The 24927-nt window shown below is 73.4% G+C and carries 28 protein-coding genes; 15 read left to right on the forward strand and 13 right to left on the reverse strand.

Features of this window, described 5'->3' with window-relative positions:
* The first annotated feature begins 20 nt into the window (after positions 1–20).
* Both kynA and ACQSSQ_RS10900 read left to right on the forward strand, forming a co-directional pair.
* A complete protein-coding gene (kynA, locus tag ACQSSQ_RS10895) occupies positions 21–899 on the forward strand; it encodes a tryptophan 2,3-dioxygenase (protein ID WP_431327103.1) in 879 nt (292 codons plus the stop codon).
* A 2-nt stretch (positions 900–901) separates the two neighbouring features.
* Positions 902–1789, forward strand: a complete 888-nt coding sequence (locus ACQSSQ_RS10900) for an amidohydrolase family protein (protein ID WP_431327104.1) — start codon at positions 902–904, stop codon at positions 1787–1789.
* Here the strand turns inward: ACQSSQ_RS10900 and ACQSSQ_RS10905 are convergent.
* On the reverse strand, positions 1781–2488 hold the full coding sequence (locus ACQSSQ_RS10905) for a hypothetical protein (RefSeq protein ID WP_431327105.1): 708 nt from the start codon (positions 2486–2488) through the stop codon (positions 1781–1783). The genes ACQSSQ_RS10900 and ACQSSQ_RS10905 overlap by 9 nt on opposite strands.
* Before the next feature lie 115 nt (positions 2489–2603).
* Between ACQSSQ_RS10905 and ACQSSQ_RS10910 the strand changes: the two genes are divergently transcribed.
* The 3 genes from ACQSSQ_RS10910 to ACQSSQ_RS10920 all read left to right on the forward strand — a co-directional run bounded on the left by ACQSSQ_RS10910 (position 2604) and on the right by ACQSSQ_RS10920 (position 5538).
* Positions 2604–3650, forward strand: coding sequence for an NAD(P)-dependent alcohol dehydrogenase (locus ACQSSQ_RS10910; protein WP_431327106.1), 1047 nt, complete (start codon positions 2604–2606; stop codon positions 3648–3650).
* Positions 3651–3678: 28 nt separating this feature from the next.
* A complete protein-coding gene (locus ACQSSQ_RS10915; RefSeq protein WP_431327107.1) occupies positions 3679–4065 on the forward strand; it encodes a DUF1304 domain-containing protein in 387 nt (128 codons plus the stop codon).
* Between the two features lie 174 nt (positions 4066–4239).
* Positions 4240–5538: a GDSL-type esterase/lipase family protein gene (locus ACQSSQ_RS10920; protein WP_431327108.1), complete on the forward strand. Its 1299-nt coding sequence runs from the start codon at positions 4240–4242 to the stop codon at positions 5536–5538.
* A 23-nt stretch (positions 5539–5561) separates the two neighbouring features.
* Here the strand turns inward: ACQSSQ_RS10920 and ACQSSQ_RS10925 are convergent, their stop codons facing one another.
* Together ACQSSQ_RS10925 and ACQSSQ_RS10930 are read right to left on the reverse strand one after the other, a co-directional pair.
* The gene (locus tag ACQSSQ_RS10925) at positions 5562–6725 is read right to left on the reverse strand and encodes a MalY/PatB family protein (protein ID WP_431327109.1); all 1164 of its coding nucleotides are present in this window, start codon (positions 6723–6725) and stop codon (positions 5562–5564) included.
* Positions 6725–7561, reverse strand: a complete 837-nt coding sequence (locus tag ACQSSQ_RS10930) for a glycoside hydrolase family 16 protein (protein WP_431327110.1) — start codon at positions 7559–7561, stop codon at positions 6725–6727. Before ACQSSQ_RS10930 ends, ACQSSQ_RS10925 begins: the two co-directional genes overlap by 1 nt.
* Before the next feature lie 59 nt (positions 7562–7620).
* Between ACQSSQ_RS10930 and ACQSSQ_RS10935 the strand changes: the two genes are divergently transcribed.
* The gene (locus ACQSSQ_RS10935; protein WP_431327111.1) at positions 7621–8274 is read left to right on the forward strand and encodes an NUDIX domain-containing protein; all 654 of its coding nucleotides are present in this window, start codon (positions 7621–7623) and stop codon (positions 8272–8274) included.
* 24 nt (positions 8275–8298) lie between these two features.
* Here ACQSSQ_RS10935 and ACQSSQ_RS10940 read toward each other — a convergent pair whose 3' ends face one another.
* Both ACQSSQ_RS10940 and ACQSSQ_RS10945 read right to left on the reverse strand, forming a co-directional pair.
* The gene (locus ACQSSQ_RS10940) at positions 8299–9462 is read right to left on the reverse strand and encodes a peptidoglycan DD-metalloendopeptidase family protein (RefSeq protein WP_431327112.1); all 1164 of its coding nucleotides are present in this window, start codon (positions 9460–9462) and stop codon (positions 8299–8301) included.
* 53 nt (positions 9463–9515) lie between these two features.
* Complete coding sequence (locus ACQSSQ_RS10945) at positions 9516–10916, reverse strand: aldehyde dehydrogenase family protein (RefSeq protein ID WP_431327113.1); 1401 nt, start codon at positions 10914–10916, stop codon at positions 9516–9518.
* A gap of 111 nt (positions 10917–11027) precedes the next feature.
* Here ACQSSQ_RS10945 and ACQSSQ_RS10950 point away from each other — a divergent pair, with 111 nt between their 5' ends.
* Positions 11028–11675 carry a TMEM175 family protein gene (locus ACQSSQ_RS10950; RefSeq protein WP_431327114.1) on the forward strand — a complete coding sequence of 216 codons (648 nt, stop codon included), beginning with the start codon at positions 11028–11030 and terminating at the stop codon, positions 11673–11675.
* 6 nt (positions 11676–11681) lie between these two features.
* Here ACQSSQ_RS10950 and ACQSSQ_RS10955 read toward each other — a convergent pair whose 3' ends face one another.
* Complete coding sequence (locus ACQSSQ_RS10955) at positions 11682–12641, reverse strand: NADP-dependent oxidoreductase (RefSeq protein ID WP_431327985.1); 960 nt, start codon at positions 12639–12641, stop codon at positions 11682–11684.
* Between the two features lie 39 nt (positions 12642–12680).
* Positions 12681–13304, reverse strand: coding sequence for a M15 family metallopeptidase (locus ACQSSQ_RS10960; protein ID WP_431327115.1), 624 nt, complete (start codon positions 13302–13304; stop codon positions 12681–12683).
* A gap of 89 nt (positions 13305–13393) precedes the next feature.
* Here ACQSSQ_RS10960 and ACQSSQ_RS10965 point away from each other — a divergent pair, with 89 nt between their 5' ends.
* The gene (locus ACQSSQ_RS10965; RefSeq protein WP_431327116.1) at positions 13394–14089 is read left to right on the forward strand and encodes a response regulator transcription factor; all 696 of its coding nucleotides are present in this window, start codon (positions 13394–13396) and stop codon (positions 14087–14089) included.
* On the forward strand, positions 14082–15179 hold the full coding sequence (locus tag ACQSSQ_RS10970; protein ID WP_431327117.1) for a sensor histidine kinase: 1098 nt from the start codon (positions 14082–14084) through the stop codon (positions 15177–15179). The genes ACQSSQ_RS10965 and ACQSSQ_RS10970 overlap by 8 nt, the downstream gene beginning before the upstream one ends.
* Here ACQSSQ_RS10970 and sigJ read toward each other — a convergent pair.
* The 3 genes from sigJ to ACQSSQ_RS10985 form a co-directional block, all read right to left on the reverse strand.
* Positions 15170–16102: an RNA polymerase sigma factor SigJ gene (sigJ, locus tag ACQSSQ_RS10975; protein ID WP_431327118.1), complete on the reverse strand. Its 933-nt coding sequence runs from the start codon at positions 16100–16102 to the stop codon at positions 15170–15172. The genes ACQSSQ_RS10970 and sigJ overlap by 10 nt on opposite strands.
* Positions 16103–16180: 78 nt before the next feature.
* Complete coding sequence (locus ACQSSQ_RS10980) at positions 16181–17065, reverse strand: DNA polymerase beta superfamily protein (protein WP_431327119.1); 885 nt, start codon at positions 17063–17065, stop codon at positions 16181–16183.
* Complete coding sequence (locus ACQSSQ_RS10985) at positions 17062–18054, reverse strand: helix-turn-helix transcriptional regulator (RefSeq protein ID WP_431327120.1); 993 nt, start codon at positions 18052–18054, stop codon at positions 17062–17064. Before ACQSSQ_RS10985 ends, ACQSSQ_RS10980 begins: the two co-directional genes overlap by 4 nt.
* Before the next feature lie 87 nt (positions 18055–18141).
* On the opposite strand from ACQSSQ_RS10985, the gene ACQSSQ_RS10990 reads away from it, so the two are divergent.
* Genes ACQSSQ_RS10990 through ACQSSQ_RS11000 form a run of 3 tightly spaced genes read left to right on the forward strand, consistent with a single transcriptional unit; the run spans position 18142 to position 19616 of the window.
* Positions 18142–18582 (forward strand): VOC family protein, encoded by a 441-nt coding sequence (locus ACQSSQ_RS10990; protein WP_431327121.1) that lies wholly within the window; start codon positions 18142–18144, stop codon positions 18580–18582.
* A 9-nt stretch (positions 18583–18591) separates the two neighbouring features.
* Positions 18592–19356, forward strand: a complete 765-nt coding sequence (locus tag ACQSSQ_RS10995; RefSeq protein WP_431327122.1) for a class I SAM-dependent methyltransferase — start codon at positions 18592–18594, stop codon at positions 19354–19356.
* 38 nt (positions 19357–19394) lie between these two features.
* Positions 19395–19616: a hypothetical protein gene (locus ACQSSQ_RS11000; protein WP_431327123.1), complete on the forward strand. Its 222-nt coding sequence runs from the start codon at positions 19395–19397 to the stop codon at positions 19614–19616.
* Between the two features lie 3 nt (positions 19617–19619).
* Here the strand turns inward: ACQSSQ_RS11000 and ACQSSQ_RS11005 are convergent, their stop codons facing one another.
* From ACQSSQ_RS11005 to ACQSSQ_RS11015, 3 genes are all read right to left on the reverse strand, one after another.
* Complete coding sequence (locus tag ACQSSQ_RS11005; RefSeq protein ID WP_431327124.1) at positions 19620–20447, reverse strand: ABC transporter ATP-binding protein; 828 nt, start codon at positions 20445–20447, stop codon at positions 19620–19622.
* Positions 20444–21124, reverse strand: a complete 681-nt coding sequence (locus ACQSSQ_RS11010; RefSeq protein ID WP_431327125.1) for a FadR/GntR family transcriptional regulator — start codon at positions 21122–21124, stop codon at positions 20444–20446. The genes ACQSSQ_RS11005 and ACQSSQ_RS11010 overlap by 4 nt, the downstream gene beginning before the upstream one ends.
* Before the next feature lie 70 nt (positions 21125–21194).
* Positions 21195–22400: an epoxide hydrolase family protein gene (locus tag ACQSSQ_RS11015; RefSeq protein WP_431327126.1), complete on the reverse strand. Its 1206-nt coding sequence runs from the start codon at positions 22398–22400 to the stop codon at positions 21195–21197.
* A gap of 61 nt (positions 22401–22461) precedes the next feature.
* On the opposite strand from ACQSSQ_RS11015, the gene ACQSSQ_RS11020 reads away from it, so the two are divergent.
* From ACQSSQ_RS11020 to ACQSSQ_RS11030, 3 genes are read left to right on the forward strand one after another with little or no spacing between them, the layout of a single operon-like run.
* Positions 22462–23430 carry a helix-turn-helix transcriptional regulator gene (locus ACQSSQ_RS11020; protein ID WP_431327127.1) on the forward strand — a complete coding sequence of 323 codons (969 nt, stop codon included), beginning with the start codon at positions 22462–22464 and terminating at the stop codon, positions 23428–23430.
* Positions 23427–24260, forward strand: a complete 834-nt coding sequence (locus tag ACQSSQ_RS11025; protein ID WP_431327128.1) for an alpha/beta fold hydrolase — start codon at positions 23427–23429, stop codon at positions 24258–24260. The genes ACQSSQ_RS11020 and ACQSSQ_RS11025 overlap by 4 nt, the downstream gene beginning before the upstream one ends.
* A 20-nt stretch (positions 24261–24280) precedes the next feature.
* The gene (locus ACQSSQ_RS11030) at positions 24281–24919 is read left to right on the forward strand and encodes a hypothetical protein (RefSeq protein WP_431327129.1); all 639 of its coding nucleotides are present in this window, start codon (positions 24281–24283) and stop codon (positions 24917–24919) included.
* Positions 24920–24927: the final 8 nt, after the last annotated feature.

Genomic DNA, 24927 nt, shown 5'->3' on the forward strand with positions numbered 1-24927 from the left:
ACATCGCATACGGTGACGGGGTGAGTCCCGAAGAGACGCCGCCGCACGGCGTGCACGCGAACACCCGCACGGTCGAACAGGGCGTCGTCACCGACTTCTCGGACCGCATGAGCTACGGCGGCTACCTCGACCTCGACACGCTGCTCTCGGCGCAGCGGCCGATCAGCCGACCCGAGCACCACGACGAGCTGCTCTTCATCGTCCAGCACCAGACCACGGAGCTCTGGCTCAAGCTCGTGCTGCACGAGCTGGAGAGCGCCTGCGCCCTCCTCCGCGCGGACGAGCTGGGCCCGGCTCTCAAGCGCATCGCCCGCGTCAAGCACGTGCAGCGGACGCTCGCGGAGCAGTGGTCGGTGCTCGCGACGCTGACACCCACCGAGTACGCGCAGTTCCGCGGGGTCCTCGGCAACGCGAGCGGGTTCCAGTCGTACCAGTACCGCGCCGTCGAGTTCGTCCTCGGCAACAAGAACGCCGCGATGCTCACGGTGTTCGACGCCGAGCCCGCGCACCGGGAGATGCTGCGGGAGGTCTTGGAGGCGCCGAGCCTGTACGACGAGTTCCTCCGCTACCTCGCTCGTGCCGGGTACGGGATCCCGGCGGACGTGCTCGACCGCGACGTGACGAAGGCGTGGACGTTCCACCCCGCCCTGGTGCCGGTCTTCACCGGGATCTACTCGGCCGCCGAGGAGAACTGGTCGGCGTACGAGACCTGCGAGGAGCTCGTCGACCTCGAGGACAACTTCCAGCTCTGGCGGTTCCGCCACCTCAAGACCGTGTCCCGCATCATCGGCAGCAAGCGTGGGACGGGCGGCTCGAGCGGCGTCCCGTTCCTCCAGCGCGCACTCGAGCTCACGTTCTTCCCCGAGCTGTTCGCCGTCCGGACCGAGATCGGCAGCTGAGCATGGCGACGTGGCTCCCGCCGTTCGTCGACCACCACGTCCACCTGCAGCTCGTCGACGCCGACCGGCTCCGCGGCAGCGGGCTCGCGGGCGTCGTCGACCTCGGCGGCGACGCGACGACGGTGGCCGCGTTGGCGCGGGAGGCGGCTGCCGCACACGACCAGGGTGCTCCGTACGTCCGCTTCGCCGGAGCCTTCCTCGCCGCCCCGGGCGGCTACCCGGGCGATCGTTCGTGGTGCCCTGCCGGTGCGGTGCGCGAGGTCCGCTCCCCCGCCGACGCCGCCGAGGCCGTCGCGGAGCAGGCTGCGGTCGGCGCCACGACCGCCAAGGTGACGCTCAACGCCGACGCCGGTCCGGTCCCCGACCGCGCGACGCTCACCGCGCTCGTCGACGCGGCCCGCGACCACGGCCTCCCCGTCGTCGCGCACGTCGAGGGCCCCGGGACGACGGCCCTCGCGACGGCGGCCGGGATCGATGTGCTCGCGCACACGCCGTGGACCGAGCAGCTCGACGAGGACCTCGTCCGCGACGCAGCCAGGCAGGGCCAGCGATGGATCACGACGCTCGACATCCACGGGGACGACCCCGCGACGCAGGAACTCGCCCTCGACAACCTGCGCCGCTTCCACGCCGCCGGCGGCCGCGTGCTGTACGGCACCGACCTCGGCAACGGCGACCTCCCCCTCGGCGTGAACCCGCGCGAGATCGCGGCCATGGCACGGGCCGGCCTGGACCGGGACGCGATCGTCTCCGCGCTCGCCGACCCGTGGCCGACCACGCTGCACCCGGACGGGATCGCCACGCGGATCGCCGACCCTCCGCCGGCACGACCTGACGACCTGCCCGCGTGGCTCGCGTCCGCCGAGGTGGGTCGCAGGCCCTCAGACTGAGGTGCTCGGCTCCCGCGGACGGTCCCCTGCGGATCGGGACAGGCGAGCGGTCGCGTACGCGGGCTCCCGCAGGCGCTCCACCCACCCGTAGTTCTCCAGACCCGGCACCGTCCGACGCACCGGGTCGAACCGCAGGGGCGCGTCCGGACCGGCGGTCGCCGCGAGGTCGACGACGGCGAACTGCTGCCACGGGCCCCGCAGCCTCGACCACGACAGCCGGAGCCGGGTCCCGCCGTCCGCGGCCCGGGCGCCCACGAGCAGGGGGCCGGCTGGACTCCGGTACGGCAGCAGCGTGGTCATGGGCCGCGTCGTCGGGCGGCGAGCCGCCGTCAGGACGAACCGCCCGAGTCCGGCCCACCCCGTCGTCGCCAGCAGCAGGTCGCCGTAGTCGTCCCCTCCCACCGGCACCCGCAGCGCGAGGCCGTGCACGTCCGGCCAGGACTCGGGCAGCCCGACGGCGCGTGACATCCGGATGATGACCCGGTCGTGGCCCGGCTCGTCGATCCACGCGACCCCGCTGGCGCGGCCACCCTCCGGCACACCGGTCCGGGAGAGGGTCGCCTCCACGACCGCCCCTCGAGGGTGCAACGGCTTCGCGGCGAACCGGCGGAGGGCGGCGACACCGAAGGCGGCGCCGGCGAGGAGCGCACCGCCCGCCGCGCTGGTCGGGACGGCCGCGACGGAGAGGATCGGATTCACAGCCGTCGGGTACCCCGGAGATGCCGCTGCGACACCCGCAGGGGACGCCGCTCGACGGCGACGGGCGATCTGAGAGACTCGCCGGGTCCCACCCGCATCCCCTCGAGGAGTGTCGATGAGCATCACCGTCCCTGCCCTGGTCACCGCGTCCGCCGGAGCCGCCTTCGAGCGCGCGACGGTCGAGCGGCGCGAGGTCGGCGAGCACGACGTCCTCATCGACATCGCCTACGCCGGCATCTGCCACTCCGACATCCACCAGGCCCGTGAGGAGTGGGGCTCGTCGATCTTCCCGATGGTCCCGGGTCACGAGATCGCCGGCGTCGTGAGCGCGGTCGGCAGCGGGGTCACGCGGCACGCCGTCGGCGACCGGGTCGGGGTCGGCTGCTTCGTGGACTCCTGCCGCGAGTGCGAGAACTGCCTCGCCGGCGAGGAGCAGTTCTGCCTGCGCGGCAACGTGCCGACGTACAACGGCCGCTACGCCGACGACTCCCCCACCTACGGCGGCTACTCGACGCAGGTCGTCGTGGACGAGAACTACGTCCTGCGGATCCCCGAGGGCATCGCGCTGGACGTCGCCGCGCCGCTGCTGTGCGCCGGCATCACGACCTACTCCCCGCTGCGGCACTGGGGCGCCGGCCCCGGCACGAAGGTCGCGGTCGTCGGCATGGGCGGGCTCGGCCACCTCGCGGTCAAGATCGCGCACGCGCTCGGTGCCGAGGTGACCGTCCTGAGCCACACGCTGTCCAAGAAGGACGACGGCCTCCGGTTCGGTGCCGACCACTACGAGACCGGCGACCGCGACACGCTCAAGCGGCTCCGTGGCTCCTTCGACCTCATCATCAACACCGTGTCGGCCGACCTCCCCGTCGACGCGTACCTCCGCACGCTCACGCTCGACGGCACGATGGTCTTCGTCGGCGCTCCCGAGAACAAGCAGTCCTTCCACGCGTTCTCCCTGATCGGGGGCCGCCGCCGCCTCGCCGGCTCCAACATCGGCGGCATCCGCGAGACGCAGGAGATGCTCGACTTCTGCGCCGAGCACGGCATCGGTGCCGAGATCGAGACCATCACGGCCGACGACGTCGACAAGGCGTACGACCGCGTGGTGGCCTCCGACGTGCGCTACCGGTTCGTCATCGACACGGCGACGATCCCGGCCTGAGCCGCGGCGAAGGCGGATCATGCAAGGCATGACCGTCCTCGCCGTCGTCTTCGCCGCTCTGGCCGCCGCCCTCCACGTCTGGATCTTCGTCATGGAGTCCGTGCGATGGGAGCACCCCAGCACCCGACGTACGTTCCGGATGAGCGCCGAGGACGCTGCGGCCACCCGGGAGATGGCGTACAACCAGGGCTTCTACAACCTCTTCCTCGCCGTGACGACGACCGTCGGCCTCGTGCTGCTCGGCGTGGACCAGACGGACGCGGGGCGCGCACTCGTCTTCGCCGGCTGCGGGTCGATGCTGGCCGCCGCCGTGGTCCTGGTCGTCCGGTCGCCCGCTCGGCTCCGTGCCGGTGTCGCTCAGGGGACCGCGCCCCTCCTCGCCGTCGCGTTCCTCGCCCTGTCGCTCGCCGTCTGAACTCCGGCCATCGACCGCTCGCGGCGAGCCAACCTCGTCGAATGTCGATGACCGGAGCTCGATCAGCAGCGCACGCTGGCACGGAACCAGCGAGAAGCGCTGCGGCCGGCTCCCTTGCGTGCCGGTCACGTCGAGGGGGTCGGTGTGAGGCGGTTGTGGGTACGTGCTGCACAGGTGGCGACCTCTGTTCTCCTGACCCAGCTCCTGGCCGCTGCCTGCCTGCCGGTGGCCGGGCACGCGGCGGTCGCGACGACCGAGCCGACCCGGATCATGCTGGCGGGTGACTCGATCACCCAGGGCCGCTCGGGCGACTTCACCTACCGCTACTGGCTGTGGCGCGGTCTGCAGTCCGTCGGTGCCGACGTCGACCTCGTCGGCCCGCGTCGCGACCTGGCGTACGGGACGCTGCACTATCTCGACCCGCGGTTCGACCTCGACCACGCGGCTGTGGCCGGGGCCACGACGACCTCCTCCCTGCCGCGCGTCGCCGACGAGGTCGCCACCTACGCCCCGGACGTGATCGTGCTGATGATCGGGTTCAACGACCTGAGGGTCCGCACCGCCGAGGCGACCGCAGACAACCTCCGCCGCACCATCGAGACCGCACGAACCGTCGACCCCGACGTCGACATCGTCCTCGGCCAGGTCACCACCCAACGCGTCCCGGACACGGGTGAGCTGGTGAAGGCCGCTGAGACGCTCGACCTGAACAACCGGATCAGCACCCTCGCGTCCGAGCTCGACACGGTCACGTCGTCGATCACCGTCGCGAGCACCGCGCTCGGATGGACCCCGGCGACCTTCACGTGGGACGGGATCCACCCGACGCCCTCGGGCCAGACGCACCTGGCGCAGGCCTTCGCCGACGCGCTCGTCGCCAACGGCACGCTCACCACCCGCCCGTCGATCAAGGCGACCGTGGCGTGGCCGGCGACGTTCGCCCCGACCGGCCTCGGCGGCAACCGGTCGATCACCCTCCGTTGGGACACGACCCGGATCGACGCCTGGTCCGCGCGCGTCCGCTACCGGCTCCTCAGCAAGCCCGGTTCCCCTGCGGTGACGACCGGGTTCAAGCCGGGAAGCACGCGGGTGATCACGGGGCTCGCCGCGGGCGGCCTGTACGAGATCCAGGTCCAGCCCCGCCGAGGCACCATGCAGGGCGCCTGGTCGAAACCGATACGGGTCCGCGCTTCGGGGCAGAGACCGCGGGCAGTCACCGGACTGCGCGCGGCGTGGTCCCGGACCCGCGTGCGCGTGACCTGGCGTCAGGAGGTCGCGGCGTTCACCCACGACATCGTCTTCCGGACGCGCAGGCCCGGTCGCGCGTGGGGAGCATGGAAGCGTACGACCGCCGCAGGAGGGACGAGAACCTTGCCCGTCTCCTCCGCCGCGAGACGGGTCCGGGTGCGCGTCGCCGCCCGCAACGCCTACCTCACCGGTCCTGCGGCGACCCTCGTCTCCCGTCGCCGATGACGCGCCACCCTGGGGCGCGTCCGCTACCGCACCGACGCGACCGCAGCCGCCATCCGCTCCACGATCTCCGACAGGATCGCCCTCGACGTCGCCGTGGTCACCCGGACACGCCCCGCTCCCCCGGTCCCGAACGGCAGCCCCGACCCCAGCGCCACCCGCCCGCGCTGCAGGAACACCTCCGCCGGGTCGTCCCCGAGTCCCAGTCCGCGACAGTCCAGCCACGCCAGGTACGTCGCCTCGGGCGGCCGGAACGCGATCCACGGCAGCCGCTCGGCCAGCGCGGACGCGAGGTGCTGCCGGTTGGCCGCCAGCCCGGCCAGCACCGCGTCCAGCCACGCCCCGCCCTCGCGCAGCGCGGCGGTGTGGCCGACGACGCCGAGGTGGCTCGCCCCGTGCTCGACCACCTCCGGGATGCGAGCCAGGTCCTTCTCCGCGGTCTCCCCCGCGAGCACGATCGCGGCCTTCATCCCTGCGAGGTTCCACGCCTTCGACGCCGACATCACCGCGAATCCGTCGTCGGCGCCCTCGACGGACAGGTACGGGGTGAAGCGCGCACCGTCGAGCACGACCGGAGCGTGGATCTCGTCCGCGACCACCCTGACGCCGAACGCGCGAGCGAGCCGGGCGACGCCCTCGAGCTCGGCCGCGGTGTGCGCGACGCCGCTCGGGTTCTGAGGGTTGCACAGCAGGTACGCGGCGGGCCGTCCCGTGGCCACCGCCCGCTCGAACGCGGCGCCGAGCACGTCGAGGTCCAGCCGCCCGTCCTCGCCCAGCGGCGCCTCGACGACCTCCCGGTCCGCCGCGGCCATGAAGCCGTAGAACGGCGGGTACACCGGCGGGCTCACCACCACCGGCGACCCCGGCTCGGTCACCAGCCGGACGACCTCGGTCAACCCCGTCATCACGTCCGCGACCATCGACGACCGGCCGACCGGCACCCCGTCCCAGCCCCACCGCTCGGACGCGAAGCCCGCGAGCGCCTCGGCGTAGCCGGTCCCGCTGGGGTAGCCCGTGTCACCGCGGCGGACCAGGTCGTGCAGCGCCCGCGCGACCGGGTCGGCGAGAGGCACGTCCATCTCGGCGACGAACGACGGCAGCACGTCCGGCGGGTAGGACCGCCACTTCGCGCTCGTCCGGGTGCGCAGGTCGTCCAGGGTCAGCTGCTCGAGCGGGTTCGCGGTGTCCATCACCGCCCATCCTCGTCCACGCGCCCGACGACCCGCTCGACGACCAGACGTGGGGTGGGCGGCAGGACCCTGCCCTCGCGCTCCTCCACGCTCGCCCGCTCAGGGAAGTCGAACACGCCGAGGATCAGCTGCATCGGGTAGTCGGGCGCCTGCGCCACCGTCCGCACCACGGCTCCGTCGAGCAGGAAGGCGACCGCCCCCGGCCGCCAGTCGACCCCGTACGTGTGCCGCTCCGCGACGTCGAGCGCGACCGGCTCCGTGCGGAACTCCTCCACGAGCGCCGGGTCCCGGAACGCGTGGATCCCGGCGCCGTACGCGACCACCGGACGCCCGTCCGGCCCGGCGGTCACCGCGTCGCCGAACACCTCGACCAGGCAGATCTCGCCGCACCGCTCCGGCTCGTCCTCGAGCCCCACCATCCACGCCGAGAACATCGACCGAGGGCCGATCTCCGCCCGGCAGGTCACCTCGACCCGGCCGTACCTCGGGGTGAAGCCGTCCAGCCTCGGCTGCGCCTCCCGCACGACGAGCCCGTCGCGGAACGGCTGCTGTCCCCGCGTGCTCCCCACCGGCCCGGACCAGCTCCCCGACTGCACCGCCGACACCCGGAGCGGACCTTCGTGCAGGTCGGGGCACCACAGCGGGTGCTCCGGCGGGATGGACAGCGTGAGGGCGCCGTCAGCCACCGCGTACGTCGCCGCGGCCGCCGCGCGCGAGCTCCACGCCGGCAGGTAGCTGGCGATCCAGACCTCCGGGTCCAGTCCGGTCCCCGCGAAGTCCTCGACGAAGTCGCCGGGGCGGCTGCGGTCGTCGCCCTCGGCCGTGTCACGCTGCATGAGGCCAGCATCGACGCATCCGGGACGCGTCGCAGGCGGCCGCGAACGAGGAGACGAGGATGACCGCTGGAGTGGACACGCCGGACCGCCGCGGACGGACGGGCCTGCACCTGACCGGGCTCGACCTCGACGGCAATCCCGACGTGACGGTGCGCGAGGTGGAGCTCCTCGCGAGCGACTGGTTCGTCCTGCGGGCCACCACGTACGACCGCCGTCGTCCGGACGGCACGGTGACGACCGAGCGCCGCGAGACCTACGACCGGGGGAACGGCGCGACGATCCTCCTCTACGACCTCGAGCGGCGCACCGTCCTCCTGACCCGGCAGTTCCGCTACCCCGTCTACGTCAACGGGCACCCCGACGGCATGCTGCTCGAGGCTGCCGCGGGACTGCTCGACGAGGACGACCCCAAGACCGCGATCCGCCGCGAGGCCGCGGAGGAGACAGGCGTCGAGGTCGGCGAGGTGACCCACGTGTTCGACGTCTACATGAGCCCGGGGTCGGTCACGGAGAAGCTCCACTTCTTCGCCGCCCCGTACTCCGGCGACCGCTGGGCCGGGACGACCGCCGGCATCGCCGACGAGGGCGAGGACATCGAGGTCGTGGAGCTCGGCATCGACGACGCCGTCGCGCGGATCGGCCACGACGTGGTGGACGCCAAGACGATCATGCTGCTGCAGTGGGCGGTGCTGAGCGGCCCGTTCGCCCGCTGACGCCGCCGGGCGCCACGCAGCGTCCTAGCGCGCGACCGTCAGGCCCGCGACCCGTCGTGGGCTCACGGCGGACCGGTACGAACCGCCGGCGGGTCGCACCTCGAGGTGCAGGTGCGGTCCGTCCGGCGCTCCGCGGGCCCCGCTGCGCCCGACCAGGTCGCCCTTGCGGACGCGGTCGCCGTGCTGCACCGCCCGCGAACGGAGGTGGCCCAGGAGGATGTCCCGACCCCGGGAGCGGATGATCACCGCGCGACTGCCGTACGCGGTGCCGATCCCGCGGGTGATGATCCGGCCGGACACCCCGGCGTACACCTTCGTCCCCTTCGGCATGTCGAGGTCGAGCCCGTGGTGGAACCCCTTGCCGCCGGTGCACCGCGACGACGGCGCGTACCACGGGGCGCGCGTGCAGCCGTAGGGGATCATCCGCCGGTGGGCGCCGGCGAACCAGCGTGACGTGTAGCACCGTCGGTCCGTGGTCCAGAACCGCTTGATGCCTGACGGCGTACGGCGCGGCCCGACCTTGCAGGCGGCCGCGCGCGCCGTCGCCGGTCCGGCCTCCCACGGGCCGACGCGGACGGTCGTGCCGTTGCCGATGTCGAGGCTCTCCTCCGTGCGCGCCACGACCGGGTCCTGCCCACGCGCGAGCTGGAGGGCGAGGGCGGTGATCCGCTCGGTCTCGGCTCCCCCGAGCGACCCGCCCCACTCGACGTTCACGAACGCCTCCGCCGCCGGACCGAGGGCGATGCGCGTGACTCCCGCGGACTCCCCCGTGCGCTGCCGCTGCTCGGCCGCGAGCACGAGCGGGTCACCGCTCTGGCCCTGACCGCCGACACCGGGGTAGCCCTCGACCGTGCAGGCAGAGCCCGACACGTTGCGGAGCGCGACGCGCGCGTAGCGGTGGCCGAGCGCGGGCTCGACCGGCGTGAGCGAGAGGGCCACGTCCTGCGGACCACAGGAACGGGCGGTCGCCGGACGCGTCGCCCGGAGCGCCAGAACGGACGCGTCGACGGCCGCGGCCGCCGGCGGTGCCGCGGTCACCGTCGGAGCCGCCGTCGCCGTCGCCGAGCGCGTCGCCGTCGCAGGAGCTGGTTCGGGGTCCGCCGTCGCCCCGTCGTCCGCCGACGGGGACGCGCAGGCCGACACCACGAGGAGGACGCTCGCGAGGAGCGGGACGGACGCACGTCGCATCCCAGCAACCTACGCCACGTCGTGGCCGTCCCGGCGGGACCAGACGCACGCCCTCACACGTGCGGTACGCCCACGTGGACGACCTTGGTCGTCGTCATCTCGTCCAGCAGCTCCGGTCCGTACCCGAAGCCGGACCCGCTCGCGCCTCGCGGCTGGGCGGCCCCGCCCGGCGCCCCTCCGAAGGCGGCGTTGACCTTGACCGTCCCGACCGGGAGCTCGCGCCAAGCGCGCTGGGCGTGCTCCATGTCGGCCGTGAGTACCACCGCCGCGAGCCCGTAGGGGCCGGCCGCGGCACAGTCCAGTGCCGCTGCGAAGTCGGGCACCACCCTCACGGGCGCCACGGGCCCGAAGGTCTCCTCGCGCATCACGGCCATGTCGTCGGTGCACCCGGCGAGCACGGTCGCGGGATAGAACGTCCCCGGGCCGCCCGGCACCTCGCCCCCGGTCAGCACCGTCGCACCGGCGGCCGCCGCGCCCTCGACGTGCTCGTGCACGGTCCCCCGCAGGCGCTCGTCGACGAGGGGACCCAGCTGCGTGGCCGGGTCCGTCCCGGGACCCACGACGAGCGCGTCGGCGCGTCGTACCAGCGCCTCGAGAAAGGCGTCGGCGACCGGCTCCACGACGTAGATGCGCTCGACGGACGTGCAGATCTGTCCCGCGTTGGCGAAGGCGCCGAGCGCCGCCTGCTCTGCGGCCCACGCGACGTCGACGCCCTCGTCGACGATCATCGGGTCGTTGCCGCCGTTCTCGAGGACCACCTTCGCCCCGGTCCGGGCGGCCGCCTGCGCGATGGCGCGTCCGGTCGCAGTCGATCCGACGTGGGCCACGAGGTCGACCTGCGCCGAACCGGTCAGCGCCGCGCCCGTCCGACCGTCGCCCACGAGCACCTGCAGCACCCCTGCCGGGAGCGCCTCCGCCATCACCCGCGCCAGCTCGAGACCGGTGTGGGGCGAGCGCTCGGACGGCTTGAGCACGACCGTGCTGCCGGTCACGAGCGCGGCTCCGAGGAGCCCGCAGGGCACGGCGACGGGATCGTTCCAGGGGGTGATCGCCGCGACGACGCCCCGCGGCTGCGGGATCATCAGGTCGGTCGCGTCCCACCCGCCCTGCAGCGCGCGACCGCGGTGCAGCGGGCCGAGCTCGGCGTACTGCCTCAGCGTCGCGACACCCGCCTCGACTCCGCCGCGGGCGTCGGCCAGCGGCTTCCCCATCTCGTGGGTCGTGAGGAGGGCGAGCTCGTCGGCGGCGGCCTCGACCAGCGCAGCGGCCTCGGCCACTCGGGCCGCCCGATCGGTCGGCGACGTTCGGGCCCAGTCGGGAGCCGTCTTCGCCGCGGGCTCGACCGCCGCGTCGACCTCGGCCGGCGTCGCGCACGCGAGGCGCCCGACCAGGGAGCCGTCGGCAGGGTCGAGGACGGTCAGGACGTCAGGGTCGTACGGGGCGGCGTCGGGCACGGGATCCTCCGTTCGGCGGGACTGGCCCTCTGCCCGTACCCGTCCCGCGGCGCCGGCAATCGTCTGCACGGCCCCTGGCCCTCGGGCGAGGGGCGGGTCGATCCTGGTCCCATGGCCCACGACGACGGGGTCCGCCACCGGTACGCCCTTCGCACGAGTCGCCTCGAGGCGTTCAGCGACGGCGTGTTCGCGATCGCGATCACGCTGCTGGTGCTGGAGATCTCGGTGCCGCCCGGCTCCGACGACCTCCTGGCGGCGGTGCTCGACCAGTGGCCGTCGTACCTGGCCTACGTGGTGAGCTTCGCGACGGTCGGCGCCCTCTGGATCGCGCACACCGCGATGACCGAGTTCCTGGACCACGCCGACGCGTGGTTCCTGCGCCTCAACCTGCTCCTCCTCCTCGTCGTCTCGTTCGTGCCCTTCCCGACGGGACTGCTCGCCGAGAGCGTGGGCGACGAGGGGGCGAGCAGCGTGGCCGCGACGGTCTACGGGCTCACGTTGCTCGCCGCCGCGCTGGTGATCTCCAGCCTCTGGCGGTACGCCGTGCGAGCCGCACTCGTCCGCAGCGACGCGCCGGCGGGAGAGGTCCGCGCGATGACGCGACGACTCACTCCCGGACTGGCCGGGTACGTCGTCATGATCGCGGTCGGCCTCGTCCTGCCGGTGGTCAGCATCGTCGGCTACCTCGTCATCGCCGTCGGCTACCTGCTGCCGCTCGGCTCCCTGCGCCGCCGCAGCAGCGGCGCCGGGGCGCCGTGACGACGGTCAGCCGACCCGCACCACGACCTTGCCTCGCGTGTGACCGGTCTCCACGGCGCGGTGGGCCTCGGCGGCCTTCTCGAGGTCGAACACCTCCGCGATCTCGACCGTCACCGCTCCGGCCTCGATGAGGCGCGTCAGGTCCGCGAGGTCGTCGGCGTCCGGCCGCACCCACACGTAGCTGCCGCCGAGCTCGTCCCGGGCCCGGGCGTCGGTGATCGAGGCGATGTGCCCGCCCTCCTTGAGGAGGGCAGCCGCGGTGTCGATCGCGTCCCCGCCCACGTAGTCGAGGATCACGTCGAACCCCTCGGGGGCCAGGGCGCGGGCGCGCTCGACCAGCCCTTCGCCGTACGCCACCGGCTCGGCGCCGAGCGAGCGTACGTAGTCGTGGTTGCGCTCGGACGCGGTGCCGACCACGCGCGCCCCGGCGTGCACGGCCAGCTGGACCGCGAACGAGCCGACGCCGCCCGCGGCCGCGTGGACGAGGACCGTCGATCCCTCGGCGACTCCCGCGCGGCGCACGCTCTGCAGCGCCGTGAGGCCGGCCAGCGGGACGGCGGCCGCCTCCTCGAAGGAGAGCGAGGCGGGCTTGAGGGCGGCCGTACGGACGGGCACGGCGACGTACTCGGCGAGAGTGCCGCCCGAGACCACGTCCTTGCGTGCGTAGGCGTACACCTCGTCGCCGGCCTGGAGCTCCGGCGTGTCGAGGCCGACCTTCTCCACGACTCCCGCGACGTCCCAGCCCGGGATCGCCGGGAGGTCGACGTCGATCAGTCCCTGCAGGTAGCCCTCGCGGATCTTATAGTCGACCGGGTTCACGCCGGCAGCGACGACCTTGACGACGACGGTGTCCGGGCCGATGTGCGGCTCGGGGAGGTCACGGACCTCGAGGACGTCGGCGTCTCCGAACTTCTCGTACGCAACAGCTCTCATGACGGTGACGAACCGGTCGGGGTCGTGGGTCATTCCCGCCACCGGCTCCCCCTGCCCCGCTTGTGGTGGTCCTCACGGCTGCATCCGGGGATCGTGGGTGGGGTCGGCGTACCGACGCGGGCACCCCTCGTCGACGGCGTCCGGGCGAAGCTCGTAGTGCCAGGGCTCGTTCGCGTAGACCTGGCACAGTCCGTACGACGCCCCGTGGTCCGCCAGCCAGGACGCGGCCTCGGAAGGGCCGACGTCGACCGCGTCCCCCGACACGTGCGGCGACGTCTCCGGCGTGGCGACCCACCGCGCCGCCTCCGCGGTGGTCCCGTACTCAGAGACTGCCTCGTCCAGCAGCTGTTCCTGGTACGCCGCAGAACGCCAGCCGCTGTTGACCACGATCGTGATCCCCTCGTCCGCGGCGTCGGTCGCGGCTTCGCGCAGGGCGGCGAGGAGGTCGGGGTCGAGCCTCGCGACGGCCGCGTACCCGTCGTCGAACACGGTCACGCCGTCCGGGACCCGCCCCGACCCTCCGCGCTCGGCGCGGTCGCGCGTCAGCGTGTCGAGGACGCCCGCGGTCGGGCCGGGCACGGGGGTCAGCGCCTCGAAGCCGAGGACGCCGACCAGCGTCGCGCCGACGACGACGGCAGCGACGAACGCGGGTCGACGCCTGCGGGTCCGGGCCTGTGGTGGTCTGCGGAAGGTCATGCGCCCCAGTCAAGGCAGCGGCGTGTTGCCAGGGCGTACGCAGATCTCGATATGCCCGCGATACACCACGGCTCGTAGCATGGGCGAGCATGCGTGTGCTGATCGTCGAGGACGAGCCCTACCTGGCGGAGGCCATCCGAGATGGCCTGCGCCTGGAGGCGATCGCGTCCGACATCGCCGGCGACGGCGACACCGCGCTCGAGATGCTGAGCATCCACACGTACGACGTCGCCGTGCTCGACCGCGACATCCCCGGTCCGTCCGGCGACGAGATCGCCGCGAGCATCGTCGGCTCCGGCAGCGGGATGCCGATCCTGATGCTGACCGCCGCCGACAGGATCGACGACCTGGCGTCCGGGTTCGGGCTCGGCGCCGACGACTACCTCACCAAGCCGTTCGACCTGCAGGAGCTGGTCCTGCGGCTCCGCGCGCTCTACCGCAGGCGCGCCCACAGCCGGCCGCCGGTCCGCGAGCTCGCCGGGCTGCGGGTGGACCCGTTCCGCCGCGAGGTCTACCGCGACGGCCGCTACGTCGCGCTCACCCGCAAGCAGTTCGCCGTGCTCGAGGTACTCGTCGGAGCCGAAGGCGGCGTCGTGAGCGCCGAGGAGCTCCTGGAGCGCGCGTGGGACGAGAACGCGGACCCGTTCACCAACGCCGTACGGATCACCGTCTCCGCGCTGCGCAAGCGGCTCGGTGAGCCCTGGCTGATCGCCACCGTCCAGGGCGTCGGCTACCGCATCGACACGGCGCCGGCCGGAGCAGCCGACGGGGCGGACCGTGGCTAGGCCGCCGGGCCTGAGCGTCCGCCTCAAGCTCACCTTCAGCTACGCCGGGTTCCTGATGGTCGCGGGTGCGCTGCTGCTCACCACCGTCTGGCTGTTCCTCCTGCGGTACGTGCCCGACCAGCAGATCGTGCTCGGGCCGGGCGACCCGCGCTCGCCCTTCATCCCGAACCGCGGGGACCTCCAACGTGCCTTCGCTCCCCGGGCGGCCCAGGCGATGGGGGTCCTGCTCGTCGTCGGGCTCGTGGGCGGGTGGCTCCTCGCCGGCCGCATGCTCGCCCCGCTGAACCGCATCACGGCGGCCACCCGCAAGGCCGCGAGCGGGTCGCTCTCCCACCGCATCGAGCTGGAGGGCCGCCAGGACGAGTTCCGCGAGCTGGCCGACAGCTTCGACGCGATGCTGGCCCGGCTCGAGGCCCAGGTCGCCGAGCAGCAGCGGTTCGCCGCCAACGCGTCCCACGAGCTGCGCACCCCGCTGGCGATCACGCAGACCCTCCTCGACGTCGCTCGCAAGGATCCCGACCACGACAACGGCGAGCTCGTCGAACGCCTCCGCGCCGTCAACGCGCGCGCGATCGACCTCACCGAAGCTCTGCTCCTGCTCAGCCGCACCGACCAGGGGACCTTCGTCCGCGAGCAGGTGGACCTCTCGCTCGTCGCGGAGGAGGTCGCCGAGACGCTCCTGCCGTTCGCCGAGGCACGGGGACTCACCCTCGAGACCTCCGGCGACCGCGCGCCGACGCTCGGCTCGCACGCCCTCCTGCTGCAGATGACCACGAACCTCGTGCACAACGCGATCGTCCACAACGTGCCCGAGCAGGGGTGGGTGCGGGTCACGACCCGTGCCGAACCCACGACGGTGGTGCTCACGGTCGAGAACACCGGCGAGAGACTGACGCCGGAGCGGACGTCGACGCTCGTGGAGCCGTTCCAGCGCGGCACCGAACGCGTCCGCACCGACCACGCGGGCGTGGGGCTCGGGCTCGCCATCGTGAAGAGCATCGCTGAGGCGCACGACGGTGCTCTCACTCTCACCCCACGCCCCGACGGCGGGCTCGGCGTCACCGTGCGGCTACCGGCGGCTCACCGCTGATCCGCCGCGAGCCGCGCCAGCCGCAGAAGATCGGCGGGTGGGCCGACGTGGCGCAGCTTGTCGGGGTTGACGACGGAGCGGATCTGGGTGACGTGTCCGTCGGCGACCTCGAGGGTGAACACGGCGACGACTCCCCCACCGGCTTCGGCACCGGCCGAGACGAGCACACCCGGCCCGCCGTTGACCGTCAGCGGGGTCAGCGTGACCGGCAGCCCGCGGCGGACGAACCCGGCCAGAAGGCGGGCGACCGCCAGACGCCCCGCGACGGGGCGCGTGATGGCGAACCCCGGCGGCACCTTGCCCCCGCCGTCCCCGGTGAAGACGACGTCCTCGGCGAGCACCTCGACGAACCCGTCGACCTCGCCCCGCTCGCACGCGGCGAGGAAGCGCGAGACCAGCTCCGTACGCCGGTCCTCGTCGTCGCCGTAACGCGGGCGCTGGTCGGCGACGTGACGTCTCGCCCGTGACACCAGCTGGCGGACCGCCGCAGGCGTGCGTTCGAGCACCTCGGCCGTCTCGGGGTAGGAGTAGCCGAGGACGTCGTGGAGGAGGAAGGCGGCGCGCTCGGTCGGGCTCAGGCTCTCGAGCAGCACGAGGAACGCCGTCGAGACGTCGTCGGCCAGCACCGCGTGCGCCGACGCGTCGGCGACCGTCCCCGGCGCCCCCGTCAGGGGTTCGGGGAGCCAGTCGCCGACGTACTGCTCGCGGCGGCTCCGGGCGGAGCGCAGCACGTCGATGCTGAGCCGCGTGGCCACCGTGGTGACGAACGCGTCGTGGTTCTCGATGCCTTCGGTCGCGTACACGCGCAGGAGCGTCTCCTGCGCCACGTCCTCCGCCTCCGCGACCGAGCCCAGCATGCGGTACGCCACCGCGAACGCCAGCGGGCGCAGGCGCCGGAGGTCCTCGTCGTCGAGCGGGCTCATGAGGCGATTCTCGTCGCTTCGACGTTCATGACCCCTCCGACGAGACCGACCCGCTGGTTGTGACACGCCTGAGCCGCGTCAGGCGGCCGCACGCCGTTCCCAGTACGCCAGGTGGCTGCGGTGCAGCCACGCGTCGGCCCACGTCCGGTCGGGCTCGTCCGGGACGTCAGCGCTGCGCGCCAGGGCGGCGAGCCGGGCCTCGGCCTCACCGATCGCCGCGAGCACCTCGTCCAGCGGCACCTCGCCACGCCGTACCGACCGCAGGAGGCCGCCGCCGGGCTCCGGCACGGGGAGCGTGATGCGGCCCGCCGTCAGCAGCTCGACACCCTGCATGCCGAGCCGCAGCGCGTGCATGGCGTACTTCGTGTCGTAGCCGTGCGCCGCCACGAGCTCGGGCCGGTTGGTGTGAGCGCCGACCTCGCCCGTCATCGCCGCGCGCTGGGCCCGGAGGTACCCGAGGAACCGTTGCGCGGCGAACTTGGAGACGAAACGGTCGGCGTTGTCGACCAGCTCGGAGCCGGCCTCGTCGCGGAAGACGACCTCCTCGTCGGGGACGAAGAGGACCAGGAGCACCGTCGGGTTGCCCGCGAGCGCGAGACGGCACCACTTCCGCGCCGAGTAGACGATGACGTCGAGGTCGCCCGCGCCGGACCGGTTGGCGAGACCGCCGGGACGGTCCCACACGGTGTGGCGCTCGTACTGCTCGAAGGCCACCTGGATCTCGGCGTCGACACCGCCGGGCACCCGCGCAAGCCCCGTGACGTACGCCGCGGGCTCGAGGCAGATCCCCATCTCGTCACGGTCGTCCTGCCCGTCCACCGCGGTGCCGTGGACGCCGGAGCCGACCTGCGTGCGCAGGATCAACCCGTCCTCGGCGATGCGGCGCGCCTCCTCCGAGGCGTGCGGATGGGCGAAACCGGGCGGCAGGCTCCGGTCTCCGAGGATGTCGCGTGCGGTGCTCACCGCCGGACCGTACCGGGCGGCAGGCCGTCAGCGCGCGCGGAATATCGCCGGTCGGCGTACTGCGCCACGAGCTCCGCGCCGATGCGCGCCAGCGCGGCGCGGACGGCATCGCCCTCGACGACCTGGACCCGTGATCCCCACCCCGCGAGCTGCTCGGCGACCGACTCCGCCGTGTGCGCGGCGACCCGGACCCGTACGGCCCCGTCCGGGCCGGGTTCCTCGGGCGCGCAGTGCCGACCGAAGTGGTCGCGCAGGATCGGCACGAAGCGGGCGTCGACCCGGACGACCGCGGACACGAGCGAGCGACGCTGCTCCATCGTCGCGACGACGTCGGCCCAGGCGTCCTCCAGCGCGAGGTCGTCCGGGCGCTCCGCCGGCTCCTCGGTGACCTCGGCCGCCCGCACCCGGTCCACGCGGAACGTCCGTCGGCCACGGGCCGTGCCCGCGACCAGGTACCAGCGGTCGTCCTTGTCGACCAGACCCCAGGGATCGACCGTCCGCTCCGACGGGCCGTCGCGGCCGTCGTAGACGAGACGGACCCGCCGCCGCCGGACGACCGCGTCCTGGAGCCGGTCGACGAGCGCAGGACGCGGCCGATCCGTGCCGCCCCACGGGGTCGCGTCGACGTGGACCGCCTCGGCCGCGGCCTCAGCGTCGGCGCGGAACGTCTGCGGCAGCGCGCGGACCAGCTTGCGCAGCGCCGACCGCAGCTCGGGCGCGCCGCCGGCGGCCGGGCCGGCGAGCAGGAAGAGCGCACGCGCCTCGGAGGCGGTGAGCCCGCTGAGGTCCGTCCGAGCACCGCCGACGAGCGACCAACCGCCGTGCCGCCCAGGCTGGGCGTAGACCGGGACCCCTGCGGCGGAGAGCGCCTCCAGGTCACGGCGGGCGGTCGCCACCGAGACCTCCAGCTCGGAGGCGAGCTCGGAGGCGGTGACGCGGCCGCGTGACTGCATGAGCAGGAGGGTGGCGACGAGCCGGTCCGCGCGCATGTCTCGAGTCTCGCAAAAAAAGTGCTCAGTTGGTGAGCACTTTGAGCGGAAGCATGGTTCTCACCAACACGACGAGAGGACCACACCATGCTTCGCGGACTCGCCACCCTCAGCCTCTACGCCGACGACGTCGTCGCCGCTCGCGCCTGGTACGCCGAGGTGCTCGGCATCGACGCCTACTACGCCTTTCCCCGCGAGGAGGCACCGGCGTACGTCGAGTTCCGGATCGGCGACGACGAGGACGAGCTCGGCATCATCGACGCCCGGTACGCCCCTGCCGACCGCCCGTCGGGCCCGGCGGGAGTCGTCGCCTACTGGCACGTCGACGACCTGGCGGCCTCGCTCGACCGCCTCCTCGCCCTCGGCGCCACGCCGCACCTGCCCGTCACCGAGCAGGGCGACGGCAGCGGGTTCGTGACCGCGTCGGTCGTCGACCCGTTCGGCAACATCCTGGGGATCATGACCAACCCCCACTTCGTCGCCATGCGAGAGGCAAGGACGGCGGCCAGGAGCGGCGCCGCGTCCTAGATTCGGAACATGTCCTTCGACGTCGCCGCCACGTCCTACCAGCGGTTCATGGGACGGTTCTCCGAGCCGCTCGCCGACGCGTTCGTCCGGCTCGCCGACCTCGAGAGAGGTCGGCGGGCGCTCGACGTGGGGTGCGGCCCGGGCGCGCTGACGGCACGGCTCGCGGCCGTCGTCGGTGAGGGCGCCGTCGCGGCGGTCGACCCGTCTGAGCCGTTCGTCCGCGCCCTCCACGAGCGCCTCCCCGCGGTCGACGTCCACCGTGCGCCCGCGGAGGACCTCCCGTTCTCCGACGGGGACTTCGACGCCGTCCTCGCCCAGCTCGTCGTCCACTTCATGGCCGACCCGGTGGCAGGGCTGCGCGAGATGGGACGCGTCGCCGCCCGGGACGCGTGGGTCGCGGCGTGCGTCTGGGACCACGAGGGCGGCACGGGACCGCTGGCTGCCTTCTGGCAGGCCGTCCACGACGTCGACCCGGGCGCACCTGACGAGTCGGGTCTCGCGGGCACCCGCGAAGGCCACCTGGCCGAGCTGTTCTCGGAGGCCGGGTTCACCCGGATCGACGCGGGGGCGCTGACCGTCGAGGTCGCGTTCCCGACGTTCGACGCGTGGTGGGAACCGTTCACCCTCGGCGTCGGTCCCGCCGGGTCCTACGTCGCCGGACTCGATGCGGACGGCGTGGCCGCGGTGCGGGAGAGCTGCCGCGCCCGGCTTCCCGACGCACCGTTCACCCTCACGGCCACGGCGTGGACCACCCGGGCGCGGGCAGGATTGTGACGCCTCGCAGCGGGTAGTCCTCCGTCCAGGAGGTCCCCATGACGAACGCATCCAACGAACCCCTCGACGTCGGCCCCGACGAGGCGATCAACGACGACGCTCCCGAGACGGACGAGATCCGGTCCTCGGCCGATGCCGACGTCCACGGCACCGGCGACGCGTCCGACCGTGGGGCGGTGGTGGACGACGACGACCAGGACAGCGAGCCGTCCTCGAACGCTCCGGCGGGTGAGGCGCCGAACGACCCGTCTGGCGCCTGACGCCTAAGCCGTCATCGGCGCCGGCGTGCGACCTCGTGGCGGTCGTCCAGCCCGGGCGCTCCACCGTCCCTCGGCACGGCCGACGTGGATCGGGTGCTCGAACGCCGCGCTGACGTGCGCGGTCGTGATCACCTCGGTCGCGTCCCCGCTCACCACGGTGCGCCCGCGGGCGATCAGGAGAGCGTGCGTCGTCGACGAGGGCAGCTCCTCGAGGTGGTGCGTCACGAGGATCGTCGCCACCTCGGGACGGGTGCGCGCCAGGTCGTCGACCGTCGTGAGGAGCTGCTCGCGCGCCGCGACGTCGAGTCCGGTGGACGGCTCGTCGAGGAGCAGGAGGCGCGGCCTCGGCAGCAGCGCCCGCGCGAGGAGCGTCCGCCCGCGCTCGCCCTGCGAGAGGGTCGGCCACCGGGCGTCGACCCGCTCGGCGAGGCCCACCTCGGCGATCAGCTCCTCCGCCTCGGCGACCAGCGCGCGGTCCGGCACCCAGCGCAGCGGAAGCTCGATCGTGCCCGTCGCGCCGGTGAGGACGACGTCGCGGACGGTGAGCGGCGACCGCAACGGGTGGCGCGGGTTGACATGACCGATGTGGCGCCGCAGCTCCTGCAGCTCGACGCGGCCGAGCCGCTCGCCGAGCACGTGCACCGTGCCGGTCGTCGGGTGGGTGAGCGCCCCGCAGAAGCCCAGCACCGTGCTCTTGCCCGCGCCGTTGGGCCCGAGCAGCGCCCAGTGCTCCCCCGTCCGCACCGTGAGGTCGATGCCATGGAGGATCTGCGTGTCCCCGCGACGGAACGTGACGCGGTCGAGGGCGACCACGGGAACGGTGCCGGTCACGCGAGCGCCTCCTTGAGCGAGGCGAGGTGGGTGCGGCTGTGGTCGGCGGCGGCGCGGGCGTCGCGCGCGGCGACGGCGTCGACGAGCGCCACGTGGGCCGCGTGGTCGGCCTCCTCCGACGGCAGCGGCCGGATGCGCAGCATGTCGACCATCGCCGTACGCAGTCGTGGCACGAAGCCGTCGAAGAGCTCGACGAGCACCTCGTTGTGCGCCGCCACGACGACGGCCCGGTGGAACGCCATGTCCGCGTCGACGTGCGCCGCGATCGCACCCCGCTCGAGCGACGGTCCCTCCACCGCCCGTCCGCGCAGGGCACGTCGTAGCGCGCGCAGGTCGGCGGGCGTCCGTCGTACGGCGGCCAGCGCCGCGGCCTCCGCCTCGATCGCCATGCGGGCCTCGATCACCGCCGCGATCCCGGCACGGCGCAGGACCGCGTCCCAGTCCTCCGGGACGTCGGTCGCGGTGACGAACACCCCCGCGCCCTGGCGGGACTGGAGCACGCCCTTGCCGGCGAGCTCGCGCACCGCCTCGCGCACGGTCGAGCGGCCGACCCCCAGCTGAGCGGCGAGCGTGGTCTCGCCCGGCAGCTTGTGGCCGAGCGGCCACTCGCCCGCGCGGATGCGGTCGAGCAGGGCGGCGGAGGCCTGGTCGGCGAGGGCGTGACGCTGGATCTGCACGCAGGACAACCTCTCTGCTTGTCTGAGGAGTTGCCCAGCCTACTCCCCCGCGCCGCCCGGGTCCGGGCGGCTACCGCAGCGGCCGGTAGAACGTCCGCACGTCCTCGACCAGCAGCTCGGGGACCTCCATCGCCGGGAAGTGCCCGCCGGTGTCGAACGTCGACCAGTGCGCGACCTGCCCGTCCGGGTCGGCGACCGAACGGATCGTCGTGTCGGCGGCGAACACCGCGTACCCGGTCGGCGGCCCCGCCGGCGCCTCGCCGTCGTCGGAACTGCCGACGTGCCCGCCCGAGTCCTGGGCAGCGAGAATCTGCCGCCACGCCTGCATGCCTTCATAGGTCGCGTGCGCCGAGGACGAGCCGGCGCGGTTGAACCACGCGAGGCTGACGTTGGTCAAGAGCTGGTCACGGTCGACCGCGTCCTCGGGGAGCTCGGCGGCCGGGTCGGTCCACTCCTTGAACTTCTCGACGATCCAGGCCAGCTGCGCGACCGGGGAGTCCGACAGCGCGTACGACAGGGTCTGCGGGCGCGTCGCCTGCAGGTGCAGGTAGCCGATCCCGTCCTGCTGGTACGCGTTGTAGCGCTCGGCGCGCTCGCGGTCCTCGCCCTCGAACTCCTCGACGTCGAGCGGCGGCCCGAACGGCATGCCCGCGGTCGTCCCGGTGAGGTGGACGCCGACCACGCGTTGCGGGTCGATCATCGCGAGCATCCCCGCGACCCCCGCGCCGGCGTCGGTCGCCTGGACGGCGTACCGCTCGTAGCCGAGCCGTCGCATCAGCTCGGACCACGCCTGCGCCACACGGAAGAGGTTGCCCCAGCCGGCCTCGCTGACCGGCGCGGACAGGCCGTACCCCGGCATCGAAGGCAGGATCAGCTCGAACGCGTCCGCGGCGTCACCGCCGTACGCCGTGGGGTCGGTGAGCGGCCCGATCACCTCGAGGAACTCCAGCGAGGAGCTCGGCCACCCGTGGGTCATCACCAGCGGCATCGCCCCTGGCTCCGGCGAGCGGACGTGGAAGAAGTGGACGTCCTGCCCGTCGATCGTCGTCGTGTACTGCGGGATCTCGTTCAGCCGCGCCTCCTGTGCACGCCAGTCGAAGTCCTCGCGCCAGTAGTCCGCGAGGCTGCGGAGGTAGTCGGGCGGCACCCCACGGCTCCAGTCGGAGCCCGAGGGGTAGTCAGGCCACCGCGTGCGCCGGAGGCGGTCGTGGAGGTCGTCGACGTCGCTCTGGGGGACGTCGATCCGGTACGGCCGGAGTGCTGCGTTGTCGTCCATCTCCCGACGGTACGAAGGCTTGCGGAAGACTTCCTTCCGCGATCGGAGGCAGGATAGGACCGTGATCTCGACGTCCGCGCGCCTTCTGCGCCTCCTCTCGCTGCTCCAGTCGCAGCGGGGATGGAGCGGCCCCCAGCTGGCCGACCGGCTCGGCGTGAGCACCCGCACGATCCGCTCGGACGTCGAGCGCCTCCGTGGTCTCGGCTACTCGGTCGACGCCACCCCCGGTGTCGCGGGCGGCTACCGGCTCGGTGCCGACGCCGACGTGCCGCCGCTCCTGCTGGACGACGAGGAGGCGCTCGCCGTCGCGATCGCGCTGCACACCGCGGCCGGCGGCGTGACCGGGTTCGAGGAGACGTCCCTCCGGGCGCTGGCGAAGCTCGAGCAGACGCTCCCCCACCGGGTCCAGCACCGCCTCGACGCCCTGGTCGACGCCACCGTCGCGGTGACGCCCCAGGCCGCGGCCGTCGCCGTCGACGTGCTGACCGCGATCGCCGACGCCGTACGACGCCACGAGGGCCTGCGGTTCGACTACACGGCCCGCGACGGGACCGAGGGCCGCCGCACCGCGGAGCCGTACCGGCTGGTCCACACCCGCGGCCGCTGGTACCTGCCGGCATGGGACGTCGACCGCCAGGGCTGGCGTACGTTCCGGGTGGACCGGATGCGCCTGCGGGTCCCCAACGGCCGCCGGTTCACCCCGCGCGACGAGCCCGAGGGCGACCTGGTCGGGTTCGTCGAGCGCTCGCTCGGCACCGCGCAGTGGCAGGTCCGTGCGCGGGCACGGGTGTGCGCCCCCGCGGACCGCATCATCGCGCGGGTCCCTCCGGCGGTGATCGTCGAGGAGGTGGACGCGACGACCTGCATCGCCCACGTCGGCTCGGACTCCCCCGACCAGCTCGCGCTCTGGCTCGGCATGCTCGACGCCGACTTCACCGTCGACGGTCCGCCCGAGCTCGCGGTGGCGTTCCGGCGTGTCAGCGGCCGCTATGCCCGTGCGGCGGAGGCGCTTGACAGGCTGGAGGCATGACGCAGGACGGAGAGCTCTCGTGGCAGGGACGTCGGATCGCGTGGCGCACGGTGGGGAGCGGGCCACCCGTGGTGATGTGTCACGGAACACCGTGGTCGTCCGCGCTGTGGCAGCCGTACGCCGACGCGCTCGGGACGGACTTCACGGTGCACCTGTGGGACATGCCGGGCTACGGCGTCTCGTCGAAGGACGCCGACCACGCCGTGGACCTCGGCGTGCAGGGTGAGGCGTTCGTGGCGCTGCTCCAGCACTGGGGCCTCGACCGCCCGCACGTCGTCGCGCACGACATCGGAGGCGCGGTGGCGCTGCGCGCCCATCTCCTGCACGGAGCGTCGTACGCGTCCCTCTGCCTGGTCGACGTCGTGGCGCTGCGCCCGTGGGGGTCGCCCTTCTTCCGGCTGGTCAAGGAGCACGCCGACGTGTTCGCCCAGCTTCCCCCCGCCGTCCACCGCGGCGCGCTCGAGGCGTACCTCGCGACCGCCAGCCACGTCGGCCTCACCCCGGCGGCGACGGCGATGCTCGCCGAGCCGTGGTGCGGCCCCGAGGGACAGGCCGCGTTCTACCGCCAGATCGCCCAGGCCGACGAGCGCCACACTGCCGAGCTCGAGCCGCGCTGGGGCGACGTTGCCATCCCGACGCACGTGGTGTGGGGCGCCGAGGACACGTGGATCCCGCCGGACCGCGCCGACCGGCTCCACCAGGCGATCCCGGGCAGCACGCTGACGGTGGTCCCCGACGCCGGGCACCTGGTCCAGCTCGACGCTCCGGTGGCGCTGGCGACGGAGCTCCGCCGCTGGCTCGGCGACGTGGTGGCCGGGCAGGAAGCCTGAGGCTCCGACATACTCCGACCATGGACGCGCGGGCCACCACGCACGACAGGACCGACTGGCGCGAGCTGGTGACCGTCGTCCTGCTGTCCGTCACCGCCATCCTCACCGCGTGGACGGGCTTCCAGGCGAGCAAGTGGAGCGGCGCGATGTCGATCGCGTTCAGCCAGGCGTCGACCGCGCGGATCGAGGCGAGCCGCCTCGACGCGGACGCCAACCGCAAGCAGACGATCCAGGTGCAGCTCTTCTCGCAGTGGCTGTCGGCCTACCAGCAGGGCGACACCCAGCTCGCCGACTTCCTCGAGCAGCGCTTCCCCGAGCCGCTGAAGACCGCCTTCCCGGTGTGGATCGCCAGTCGTCCGCTGCAGAACCCGGACGCCGCCGCGTCCCCGTTCGCGCTGCCCGAGTACGCCATCCCCGAGACCGCCCAGGCCGAGGCGTCCGACGCCCGCGCCGACGCGAAGTTCCGGGAGGCACTGCGCAACAACCAGCGGGGCGACAACTACACCGCGCTGACCATCGCGTTCGCGGCCGTGCTGTTCTTCGGCGCGCTGGCCGGACGCATGCGCGACCGGCGCAGCCAGTGGGCGCTGCTCACGCTGGGGATCGTCGGCTGCCTCGTCCTCAGCGGCATCCTGGTGTCGTTCCCCAAGCTCGTCTGAGTCCGGAT

The sequence above is a fragment of the Mumia spirodelae genome (assembly GCF_050632745.1).
Taxonomy (GTDB): Bacteria; Actinomycetota; Actinomycetes; order Propionibacteriales; family Nocardioidaceae; genus Mumia.